The sequence below is a fragment of the Pandoraea communis genome, assembly GCF_902459745.1.
In the GTDB taxonomy this organism is placed as follows: domain Bacteria; phylum Pseudomonadota; class Gammaproteobacteria; order Burkholderiales; family Burkholderiaceae; genus Pandoraea; species Pandoraea communis.
Genome location: NZ_CABPSJ010000005.1, coordinates 363,960 through 376,034, shown reverse-complemented (window position 1 = coordinate 376,034; position 12,075 = coordinate 363,960). Strand labels below are relative to the sequence as shown.

General features: G+C 64.5%; 7 protein-coding genes. 1 reads left to right on the top strand and 6 read right to left on the bottom strand.

Annotated features, from left to right (window positions below; all coding sequences use genetic code 11):
- Positions 1 to 19 precede the first annotated feature (19 nt).
- Entirely contained in the window at positions 20 to 745 is a 726-nt protein-coding gene (locus PCO31110_RS19625; protein ID WP_150691197.1) for a GNAT family N-acetyltransferase, read from the bottom strand.
- Positions 746 to 997: 252 nt separating this feature from the next.
- Between PCO31110_RS19625 and pdxR the strand changes: the two genes are divergently transcribed.
- Complete coding sequence (gene pdxR, locus PCO31110_RS19620) at positions 998 to 2,563, top strand: MocR-like pyridoxine biosynthesis transcription factor PdxR (RefSeq protein ID WP_150691196.1); 1,566 nt, start codon at positions 998 to 1,000, stop codon at positions 2,561 to 2,563.
- 18 nt (positions 2,564 to 2,581) lie between these two features.
- On the opposite strand, the gene PCO31110_RS19615 is transcribed toward pdxR, so the two are convergent.
- The 5 genes from PCO31110_RS19615 to PCO31110_RS19595 form a co-directional block, all read right to left on the bottom strand.
- Positions 2,582 to 3,802: an MFS transporter gene (locus tag PCO31110_RS19615; RefSeq protein ID WP_150691195.1), complete on the bottom strand. Its 1,221-nt coding sequence runs from the start codon at positions 3,800 to 3,802 to the stop codon at positions 2,582 to 2,584.
- Positions 3,803 to 3,964: 162 nt separating this feature from the next.
- A complete protein-coding gene (locus tag PCO31110_RS19610; protein ID WP_150691194.1) occupies positions 3,965 to 5,080 on the bottom strand; it encodes an LLM class flavin-dependent oxidoreductase in 1,116 nt (371 codons plus the stop codon).
- 69 nt (positions 5,081 to 5,149) lie between these two features.
- Positions 5,150 to 5,683 (bottom strand): OsmC family protein, encoded by a 534-nt coding sequence (locus PCO31110_RS19605; protein ID WP_010805918.1) that lies wholly within the window; start codon positions 5,681 to 5,683, stop codon positions 5,150 to 5,152.
- A gap of 73 nt (positions 5,684 to 5,756) precedes the next feature.
- A complete protein-coding gene (locus tag PCO31110_RS19600; RefSeq protein WP_010805917.1) occupies positions 5,757 to 6,779 on the bottom strand; it encodes a PhnD/SsuA/transferrin family substrate-binding protein in 1,023 nt (340 codons plus the stop codon).
- A 200-nt stretch (positions 6,780 to 6,979) separates the two neighbouring features.
- On the bottom strand, positions 6,980 to 12,004 hold the full coding sequence (locus PCO31110_RS19595) for an NAD-glutamate dehydrogenase (RefSeq protein ID WP_150691193.1): 5,025 nt from the start codon (positions 12,002 to 12,004) through the stop codon (positions 6,980 to 6,982).
- Positions 12,005 to 12,075 lie beyond the last annotated feature (71 nt).

Genomic DNA, 12,075 nt, shown 5'->3' with positions numbered 1-12,075 from the left:
CAGTTGCCCTACCCGGCACTCACGCCTTCGCAGCCGAAATCAATGCGGCCAACCCCGCACGATGCTGCCCCTGCGCATCGAAGTTCTCCGGTGATAACCATTGCTGGAAACCACGGCTGATGGCCGGCCATTCGCCATCGATAATCGAGAACCACGCCGTGTCGCGGCTACGGCCCCGGTACACAATCGCCTGACGGAAGATGCCCTCGAAGATGAAACCGTAACGCGCCGCCGCTCTGCGCGACGGTGCGTTCAAAGCATCGCACTTCCACTCGTATCGGCGATAACCCAACTCGTCGAATGCTCGGCGCATCAACAGGTATTGCGCCTCCGTACCCACACGCGTGCGCTTGAGCAACGGCGAATACGCCACATGCCCGACCTCGATCACGCCGTTCGCCACGTCGATGCGCATAAGCGCAAACGTCCCCACCGCCTTGCCCGTCTCCCGATCAACGATCGCGTAATGCAACGGATCAGCAGACGACGCCAACTTGGTCGCGTACGCGTAGTAACTGTCGAAGTCCGGGAACGGGCCACCACTCATGTATGTCCAGTCGCGGCCGTCCGGCGCGCCAGCATATGCCTCGTACAAATCCTTCGCGTGACGCTCCACGTCAATCGGCTCGATCCGGCAGTAACGCCCCTCGATCGGCGTACGCGACGGCGCCGCTCGCGGCTTCCAATCCGGCAGCGCAGCGCCGATCGGCTGGTCGTACTCGTTGAAGTTTGGTGCGTCAGTCATGTCCTTCTTTCTCCGAAAATAGGCCCACGTTCAGTTCATGACGCTCAAGGTATCGCTTCAGTGGTACGATTAAAAGCACCACTATGCGGAAATCTCATGGTGCCAGGATTTTTGTAAAACCCGCCGCAAGCCAGACCGAAGCCCCCTTCCGCCACTCAGACAGTGACCCAACTCGCAGCGGAAGGGGGCTCCGGTCCGGCCGCATACGCTCTCGGTTTCGCCGCCCCCCGCCCTCTATTTCGCCACGTCGCCATGACCACCGCTCCGAAAGGCCGCCCCGCTCTCCACGATCACTCGCCGGAAAATGTCGCCGCACTCTTCGATAGCCCACTCACCCTCGGGCCCGGTCGCGGCGCCTCTCTCCAAAAACAACTTCTCTCCCGGCTCAAACACGCCATTCTCGAAGGCCGCCTGCCCGCCGGTGCCCGACTTCCCGCCTCCCGCACCCTCGCCGAAGATCTCGCCGTCTCACGGAACACCGTCTCCATCGTCTACGATCAACTCGCCGCCGAAGGCTTCATCGTCCCCCACCGACTCGGTACCCGCGTCGCACAACTCTCCCTCGACCCACACTTCGCCGCCGAAGCCGCCAAGCAAAAGGCCGACGCGCTCATGCCCCTGCCGCCGGACGATCTCCCCGCCACACCCGCCGCCTCACGACGCATCCAACGCCTGCCATCCACCCGGCACGCCGCCCGCGCCAACGAAACACCCCTCCCGTTCACACCCGGTGTGCCCGCACTCACCCGCTTTCCCGCCAGTACCTGGCGTCGCACACTCGAACGGGTCATGCGCGAGGCCCAACCCCGCCACTATCACTATGGCGACCCGCTCGGAGAACCCGCCCTGCGCGAAGCCATCGCCGAACACCTCCGCATCTCTCGCGGCGTGCGTTGCGATGCTTCTCAGGTCGTCATTACGGAAGGCGCGCACGAGGCACTGATCCTCTGCGTCCGGCTACTCACCGACCCCGGCGATACGGTCTGGATGGAAGATCCCGGCTATCGCGGCGCCAAGGCCGCCTTTCATTCGAGCGACGTTCGCCTCCAAGCCCTTCGCGTCGATGACGAAGGAATCGTGATTCCGGATGGTCTGTGGGAAACGTCGCCGCCACGACTGGTGTATGTCACGCCCTCGCACCAATATCCGCTCGGCAGCGTGCTGTCGGCCGCTCGCCGCCTCGATCTGATCGCTCAGGCTCGGCATCACGGTAGCTGGATTCTGGAAGACGACTACGATAGTGAGTTTCGCCATCAAGGCGAACCCATCGCCGCCATGCAAGGCATGGTGCCGGATAGCCCCGTGGTGTACGTCGGAACGTTCAGCAAGACGATGTTTCCCGCACTCCGCCTCGGCTTCCTGATTCTGCCCGCAACACTCGCCACGCAAGCCCGCGATGCACTCGACGAACTCCTGCGCGGCGGTCATCGCTTCGAACAACTCGCTATGGCCGATTTCATCCGAAGCGGTCAGTTCGCGCGACATCTCGGCCGCATGCGGCGTCTGTATCGGGAACGTCAGACCGCACTGCGTGACGCGCTGGCCTCGTATTTCGACCCGGCGTATGCGGTGATCGGAGAACGCTGCGGCCTGCACCTGACAGTGCGGCTCGATCCCGCCTTCCCCGACAAGGCCATCGTGGCCGCCGCACAGCGCGAAGGCATCGGCCCCCGCGCCCTGTCGAGCTTTGCACTCGACCCACTACCCACGAATAACGGTCTCGTGATCGGCTACGGCGATACGGATGCTTCGCGTATCCCCAGCCTGATCAAGCGGCTTGCCACCATCGTGGCAGCGCAAAAGTCGGCGGCGAGTTAATCGCGCCGCCGTAGGGTATTACGCAGTCTGTGCGACTTTCTTGCCGCCCTCGCGAGCCTGTGCAGCACGCGCCATCCACAACGTCAGCAAGATAGCCGCGACGGCTGCGATGGCTGCACACAAGTACACCTCGGCGTACCCATACGCCCCCACGATCAGGCCCGCCACCGGGCCTGTTACGCCAAGCGCAACGTCGAGAAACACGGAGTACGCACCCAGTGCCGCACCACGGTTCTGTGCCGGCACCAGGTTGACAGCCGCCACACCCAGCGACGGGAACACCAGCGAGAACCCCGCCCCCGAGAGCGCCGCCCCCAACAAGGCGGTGAATCCGGTCGGCGCTATGCCAAGCACGACCAGTCCGAACGCTTCGAGCGCAAACGACACCATCGCAACACGGTAGCCACCGAAGCGCCCGATGCTGCTGCCAAGCAATAGCCGCACGCCCATGAAGCACACACCGAACGCGGTCAGCGCAAGCGCCGCGTTGTCCCAGTGATGGCTCGCGTAGTAAAGCGTGATAAAGGTGGAAATGGCGCCAAAGCCGATGGAACCCAGCGCGAGGCCCATGCCGAACGGCAACACGCGGCCAAGCACGGCATGGAACGCCAGACGCTCACCGTGGATGACCGGTGTCGCGCGCTTCACGCGCGCCAGCACCAATCCCACAATGCCGGACAGCGCAATCGCCCCGCCCAGCGCTTCAATGCCATAGGCATTGTCTAGCGCAACGCCCAACGGTGCGCCCAGCGCCAACGCGCCGTATGTCGCAACGCCGTTCCAAGAGATAACGCGCGCGGTGTGCGACGGCCCCACCTGCCCAATGCCCCACATGATCGCGCCCGTCGACACCCAACTCTCGCCAAAACCCAGCACGAGACGCCCGAGAATCAACGCAAGGAGCGAGAGCCACGCCGCATCGGAGAACACACCGGCCAGCGCCACGAGCAAGCCAGATGCGCCGCAGGCCACCAATCCGCACAGCACCGTGCGCTTCGGCCCCCAAGCGTCGGCCGTGCGCCCGGCGTAAGGGCGCGAGAGCAGCGTCGCCAGATACTGGACGCTGATGGCCAACCCGGCAACAACCGAACTGTAAGCCAGATCCACGTGCACGAACGACGGCAGCACTGCGAGCGGCAAACCGACCGTCAGATAGCAGAGGAACGTGAAGAACACGGTGGAGACGATCTGCAATGTCGTCGCGAACTGTCTGTTCGCAGGGCGGGTGTCGTTGGGCATTGCGCAGGGGATCAGGAATCGACGAAACCCCAGGAAGCGCCAGCCCACACGCCGGGCAAGCATGCGCGTAGGTCAACTCAATCCTAGGGTTTTCCCGGATGATACGCCGTTTCGCGTCTTTTGTGTAAACGCTTAAAAAATGACGGCGAACCGGATTTTCAGTTACCGATTGGCCGCATTCCCGCGCGCCCGGTCCCGCTCGGCCGCGCCTTCGCGCAGCAGGGGAATGAGCTTCTGGCCATATTCCACGGTGTCGTCGAGCAGATTCCAGCCGCGGATGTAGAAGGCGCTCACGCCAATGTCGTAGTAACGAAGATAGGCCTGCGCCACTTGCTCCGGCGTGCCGACCAGTGCCGACGTCGAGCCGCCTGCGCCAAGCAACCGCGTGTACTTGAGCCAGAGGCGTTCGTCGGCCACGTCCTGCTCCTGCGCCACGGTGTTGAGCCGCTTCGCGCCGACGGAGCTGCGTACCGGCGACGAGAACTGCGGGCCATCCGCCTTTGCGGCCGCCTCGAGTTCACGGCGCGATGTCTCGAAGATATGTTCGGCGCGCTCCCACGCCTCGGCTTCGGTCGCCCCGAGAATCGGGCGCTGCGACACGCTGAAACGGACTTGCCGCCCGTGTCGCGCCGCTTCGCCCTGAACCCGCTCGACGAACGCCTGTGTCGGTGCAAGCGGCTCGCCCCAGAGCATGTAGACATCGGCATGCTTTGCGCCAACGCGCACCGCACCGTCGGACGCCCCGGCGAACGACAACCCGATCGAATCGGGATGGTGCGGCTTGACCGCCGAAAACGCGCCATCGACACGATAGAAGTCGCCGTGGTGAGAGAACGTGGACGCCTCGCGCCACACGCGTTTGAGTACGTCGAGATACTCGTCGGTTCGGGCGTAGCGGGCATCGTGCGGCACGTCGTCGCCGTCACGGCGCTGATCGGTTTCGTCGCCTCCGGTGATGATATGCAACGCCACGCGCCCTGCCCCGGCCAGACGCTCCAGCGTGAGCGCCTGACGCGCAGCCAGCGTCGGTTGCGTGAAGCCGGGGCGATGTGCCACCAGCGCGCCGAGCCTCGATGTCTGATACAGCACATAGGCGGCAATCTGGAACGCATCCGGACGCCATGACTCATGCCCGATCAGCACGCGGTCGTACCCCGCCTGCTCATGGGCGCGCGCCACCGCCGCGATGTACTCCGGTTCAAAGGCACTCGCGCCGCGCAATCCGGTCGTCTCAGTGACACGGCTGTGCGGCACCGTGCCGAGGATCTCGATGGGCATGACAGGTGTTTCCTAAAATCAGTATCAGTCAGCTTGAGCGCAGCCCACGCCGGAAGTCGTTCCACACGCTCACGCGGCGGTACGGGTGTGCTCGATCTGGCCCTGAATCGTCTGCGGGTTGATCAGGAAGTTGTAGATCGGGCAGGTACGCTCAACCGCTTCGTGCAGCGCCGCGATCTGTTCGCGCGACGCGGGCGATTCGATATGCGCCGTGTAGCGCACGTTGACCGGATAGACCGGCACATTCTCGAAACCCGGCTGCCCGGCACGGTGATCGATGTTGGCCGTCACCTCGACATTGATCGCGTCGAGCGGCACGTCCTGCAACGCCGCCTGCGTCAGAAAAATGTGCGTGAGGCAAGTGCCCAGCACGCCAAGCTGCATCTCCTGCGAGCCTGGGCCCAGCGAATGCCCCGCCAGTTCGGGCCCGCTATCGAAAATGATCTGAAAGTCGCGCACGCGGATGCGACGCACGCCCGTGCGACCTTCGGCGCTCACGCGCGCGCTCAATTGCGCGGGTTGCGAACCATCGTCGCGGATCTTGTTGCGCCAGCTTGTCACGGCGCCTTTCTTTTGCAGCAGATATTCACGCAGGTTGCTCACGAAAACCTCTTCGATGAAGTCGATGAAATGAATGGGATGAACGGCGCGAGGGCAGGAAAATCAGGCAACACCCTCACGCCGTCGCACGCGCGGCAGCCGCCGCCAATACGGTGTTGAAACGGGCGTCGAAGACTGGGCGCACCTCCACGGGCCGTGCGATGATGCCGAGCGACGCGAAGCGCTCGGCTTCCTGCTGCACGGTGGCGATGAGCGCATCGTCGATGGGCGTGAACTGCCCGCCCGTGCGGCTCGCGGCAAGCGCGGCAGCGTCAGGCGACAGACGTGCGGTTTCGACCTGTTTGCCCGCCCATGCCTGCGCATGCGTGCGCACCCAATCGGCAGCGGTCTGGGCCCGCACGAGATAGTCCTGCAAGGCGGCGCGACGGGCGCTGTCGCCGAGCACGGACTTGCTCGCAAATTGGAAGGCATACGACAGACGTTGAGGTGTCGCGAGGATGCGCGCCCCGTATTGACGCTGTGCAATCGCCGCATTCGGGTCCCAAATGCCCCAGGCATCGACCTTGCCGCTGATGAGTCCCGCAAGACCGTCGGCCGGTGTCAGATAGACCGGCTCGATATCCTGCCAGCGCAACCCCGCCTGCTCGATGATCGACACGAGACTATTGTGGAAACCCGAGCCGCGAAAAACCGCCACGCGCTTGCCTTTGAGTTCGCTGACCTGATGTAGCGGCGAGTCGCCGCGCACCAGCAGCGCCCCGTACAGGCCATTGTTCTGTGCCCCCACAACGAAGGCGTTGCCCGGCCGGGCGGCAATCGCCAGCGTTGGCGTGTCGCCGCCCGAGAAAACGTCGATATGTCCGCTGAGTAGCGCCTCGAGCGCTGGCGGCGCCGCCTCGAAACTCGCCCACTCGATGCGATACGGCAGGTCTCGCAACGCACCCGCGATCTGAAGCTGGACGTCCGGACCGAGACGGCTCGCCAGACCGACGCGCAGCGTCACACCCGCCGGAATCGCCTGCGCGGCACGGAATTCATCACGGGAATAGGCACGCCTGGAAACGGCCAGCGGCGGCAAACCAAATGCGGCAGCGCCCGCCAGACGAAGCGCGCCGGAGAGAAAACGTCTACGACCCACGGGGGTGTCCTCTACGGTGAAAAACGAATAACCGTGTCGATTACACCATCCGTGGGCCGCTCGCCCAACCAACGATTCGCCACAAGGAATTCCGCGCCTATCGCATATGCAATCCCGGCAAAGCCATCGATCCCTCGATCGCGAACATACGCGGAACCCCTCGTCACATCACACCCGCCGGATCCGCCAGACGTCAGACGTCAGCGCCCGACCTCCGCCAATGCCTTCAGACTCACCGACAGCATGGCGAGATCGGTATTGCCCACGGCCACCTGATCGGCAAGCACCCGGTGATAACGCGCCAACGCCTCGGCATGCGCGTGCTGCCACCCCGCGACCAGTCTGCCTGCCGGACTCGGGTCGGCGACGTCGGCAGCGTGCTCGACGGCCTCCGCCCGCTCGCCGCCGTCGAGCACGCTGGCCGTCAAACGCCGCCTGAGCACCGACAACTCCTCAAGCAAGGTGGCACGCGCGAGCCGTTGCCAGTGCGTCTGCATCGGCAAACCCAGTATGCCGGTCTGCAACCAGCCATAGCCGAGCGGCGCATCGAGCGAGAAATACACCTGTGCGGCAAGCGCGGGCTCGCGCGCGCTGATGCTGGCCACTTCCGCAATGTCGAGCAATGCCACTCGCGCGCCGATCCCCGCCGCCGTTTGTGCGAGCGACATCGGCACACCGGCGTCGATCATCGTCTGCGCCCTGAGGCGCGCATCCTCGGCCGCCTCGCCGCTAACCAAGGTGTCGAGTGTCGGCAAAATCGGATCGAGCACACCGCGCAACCGCTCGACGGTCTGCGGCACATCGCTCAGCCGCCGGCGCAGGAACCACAACGTCGCCTGCTCGTGCCATTGCGCGATGGACGCAAAGAGCGATGCCTGCGTTTCGTGCGAGACCCGTGCGTCGAGCGCATCGACCTCGCGCCATAGCGCGTCGAGACCATAAGCGCCACGCGCCGCCAGACTGGCCCGCACAACATCAGCCGGCTCCGCGCCGGTCTCCTCGCTCAATCGGTGTACGAACGTCACCCCCGCCCGGTTCACGAGCGCGTTGGCGTGCATCGTGGCGAGAATTTCGCGTTTGAGCGGGTGACGCAGCATCGCCGCGCCGCATCGGCTCGCCAGCGGCGTGGGGAAGTAGGACGGCAACTCCTCGGCTACGAAGTCGGCATCGGGCAGATCGCTTGCGAGCAGTACGTCGTAGAGCCACATCTTGCTGTAGGCCATGAGCACCGCGCGCTCCGGCGACGTCAGTCCCGCCCCGGCCGCGCGGCGCGCGTCGAGTGCTTCGTCGTCGGGCAGAAACTCAATGGCGCGCACCAGCCGCTGTGCCCGCTCGAGATAACGCATGAAGCGCGCGTCGTCGTCGAGCGCCGCCGCCGCGCGCAACCGTCCCAGCGACAAGGCTTGCGTCTGCAAATAGTTGTCGCGCAGCACGAGCGTGCCAACTTCCTCGGTCATTTCCGCGAGCAACGTGTTGCGCTGCTTGAGCGTCATTTCGCCATCCGTCACCACCAGACCCAGCAGAATCTTGATGTTGACCTCGTGATCGGAGCAATCGACGCCCGCCGAGTTGTCGATGGCATCGGTGTTGATGCGCCCGCCGTGCTGCGCGTACTCGATACGCCCGAGTTGCGTCAACCCGAGATTGCCGCCCTCGGCCACGACCTTGCAGCGCAGCTCTGCACCGTTCACCCGCAGACTGTCGTTGGCGCGGTCGCCCACTTGTGCGTGTGTCTCGGTACTCGCTTTCACGTATGTGCCGATGCCGCCGTTGTAGAGCAGATCGACCGGTGCTTTCAATAGCGCGCGCAACAGGTCGTTGGGCGGCATTTCAGTCGCGTCGGTGCCGATCAATTCACGCACCTGCGGCGAGAGCGCAATCGCCTTGGCCGTACGGGGAAACACACCCCCGCCCTCCGAGATGAGACTCGTGTCGTAATCGGCCCAACTGGAGCGCGGCAATTGGAACATGCGCTCGCGCTCGGCGAACGACGTCGCCGCATCGGGGTTCGGATCGAGGAAAACGTGCCGATGATCGAATGCCGCCACGAGCCGGATGTGCTTCGAGAGCAACATGCCGTTGCCGAAGACGTCGCCCGACATGTCGCCGATGCCGACGACTGTGAAGTCCTGCGTTTGGGTGTCGACGCCGATCTCGCTGAAGTGACGCTTCACCGACTCCCAGGCGCCGCGTGCCGTGATAGCCATCTTCTTGTGGTCGTACCCGACCGAGCCGCCCGACGCGAAAGCGTCGCCAAGCCAGAAGCCGTACTCGGCAGAAATGGCATTGGCGTAGTCGGAAAAGGTAGCCGTGCCCTTGTCGGCCGCGACCACGAGGTAAGGGTCGTCGCCGTCGATGCGTACGGTTTGCGGCGGCGGCACTAGCTGACCGTCGACATAGTTGTCGGTCAGATCCAGCAGACCGCGCAGGAACGTCTGGTAACACGCCACGCCCTCGGCCAGATAAGCATCCCGGTCGCCCGGCAACGGCGGTTGCTTCACCACGAAGCCGCCCTTCGAACCGACCGGCACGATCACGGTGTTCTTCACCATCTGCGCTTTGACCAGGCCCAGCACCTCGGTGCGGAAGTCCTCGCGGCGATCCGACCAGCGCAGACCGCCACGCGCAACGCGTCCGCCGCGCAGATGCACGCCTTCCACGCGCGGCGAGTACACCCAGATCTCGAACATCGGCTTCGGGTCGGGTAGGCCCGGCACCTTCGATGGATCGAACTTGAACGACAGGTAGGTCTTTTGCGTGACACCATCCTTGCCCGTCTGGAAGTAGTTGGTGCGCAACGTCGCTTCGAGCACGCCAAGAAATTGGCGCAGAATGCGATCTTCGTCGAGATTGGGAACGTCTTCGAGCGCCGCATGAATCTGTGCACGCAGCCGCTCCGCCTGCGACGAGCGCACCTGTTCGCTCAGCGCCGGATCGAAACGGGCGAGGAACAGACGCACCAGCATGCCGGCAATCGACGGGTTTCCGGTCAGCGCACTCTCGATGTACGCGTTACTGAAGGTCGAGCCGACCTGGCGGATGTACTTCGCGTACGCCCGCAGAATGCGCACTTCTCGCCACGTCAGCCCGGCTTGCAAGACCAGACGATTGAGGTCGTCGTTCTCGACATCGCCTGCCCAGATGCGCGCGAAGGCATCTTCGAAGCGCGAGCGGGCGTGTTCGAGATCGACGTCTGCACCATCCAGACTCGTCATGCCGAAGTCGTGCATCCAGACGGCCCCCGTGTCGGCAGGCTCGATACGGTACGGACGCTCGTCATTCACCCGCACGCCGAGGTGCTCAAGCATCGGCAGGCTGCGCGAGAGCGCGATAGGCTCGCCCGCCTGATAGATCTTGAAGCGCAACGTGCCGGACGAGGCCTCCAGCGGCCGGTAGAGCTGCATGGCGAGCGGCGTGGCCCCGGTGGCCCCCGTCTGGGCCGGCGGCGCGGCGGCCAGCAGCGGCTCGATCAACTCGACGTCGCGCACCGCCACGCGGGCGGCATAGTCTTCGCGATACCCGGCGGGAAATGCCTGCATGTAGCGCCGCAGCGCACGTGTGCCGCGCTCTTCGCCCAACTGTTCGCGCAATGCGTCGGACAGGTCGTCCTGCCAACGGCGCGTCGCCTCGACGATACTCGCTTCGAGTTCGTTGACATCGACGTCCGGCACGTGTCCCGGCTCGGTGCGCACGGTGATGTGAATACGCGCGAGCATCGACTCGGAGAGCTGCGGCGTGAATTCCACGCTCGTGCCGTGATAGGCCGTCTGCAACAGGTTCTGCACACGCACGCGCAGATCGGTGTTGAACTTCTCGCGCGGCACGAATACGAGACACGACACGAAGCGATCGAAGCGATCACGTCGCACGAACAATCGTGTGCGCTGACGCTCCTGCAATCGCAGAATGCCCAGCGCGATATCGGCCAGTTGGTCGACTTCGATCTGAAAGAGTTCGTCGCGCGGGTATTGTTCGAGAATCGTGGCGAGCGTCTTGGCCAGATGCCCGTTCGGCAGGAAGCCGGTGCGCCCGATCACCTCGGCGACCTTGCGGCGCACGAACGGAATTTCGTCGACCGGCACCATGTAGACGGTCGACGTGTAGAGCCCGAGGAAACGACGCTCGCCGCACACGCGCCCCTGAGCATCGAAGCGTTTGACGCCTACGTAATCGAGATAGCCGGGGCGGTGCACGCTGGCCCGCGAATTCGCCTTCGTCAGAAAAATTGGCGCACTCTGCTTCACGATGCCGATGGCGCCGGGCGACAGACGGGTGATGTCGGGGGTGCTGGCGTCGCGCCGGGCCTCGCGAAGCACGCCCAGGCCGGTGCCCGCCACCCCTTGCAGGTAATGCTCGCCCTCGCGCTCGACCAGTTCATAGTCGCGATAACCGAGGAAGGTGAAGTGACGGGCAAGCATCCAGCCGATGAACCCATGCGCTTCGTCGATCTCCGCCCGCTCCTGCGAACTCACGCCCCTTCGTGCGGCATGTTGCACGAGGGCTTCGATGGCCGCATGAGCCGCCGCCTGCATCGCACGCCAGTCCTCGACAGCGGCGCGCACGTCGCCAAGCACACGTTGCAGGCCGTCCGCCAGCGCCTGAATGCGCTCGGGCTCGGAGAAGCGGTCGACTTCGATATGGATATACGATTCGAACCGGCCGTCGTCGGCCGTGGCGTCGCTGTCGCTCTGTGGTGCCCCATCCGACGCACCGGCCGCCAGCAATGCCCCCACGTCGCTCCCGCCATTGGACGGAACATGCGTGCTCCCAGGCTCGGGGCGAACGAGGCCGCTGCCCGGCACCACCGCGAGGCGCTTGCCTGCCGCGTCACGCTTGATGCGGTAGACCGGATGAAACGCCGAGTGCAGGGCCAACCCCTGCCGGTTGATCTCCATCGTCACCGAATCGACGAGAAACGGCATGTCGTCGTTCACGATTTCGATGACGGTATGGCTGCAATGCCAGCCGTGCTGATCGAGCGTGGGGTTATAGATGCGGATGCGTGGCTCGCCGGAGACGAATTTCTGGCCGAGTTGCCAGTGCGCTATCGCCGCGCCATAAAGATCGGCGACACTGCGCGAGACGACATCGTCGGCATCGGCCAGACCGTAGTAATGCCGTACGAAGGGTTCGAACAGCGCGGCCACCTCTGGCGCACGCTCCCCGGCCATCGTGACGACTTCCGCCATGTGTTGACGGACTTTCTCTTCCGAATTCGCGGGCATGGGCAACCTCAAGCGGGAATGGACGAGACATCGACAGGCAGAGCCATGCTACGCCCGGCAGCCCCAGACTG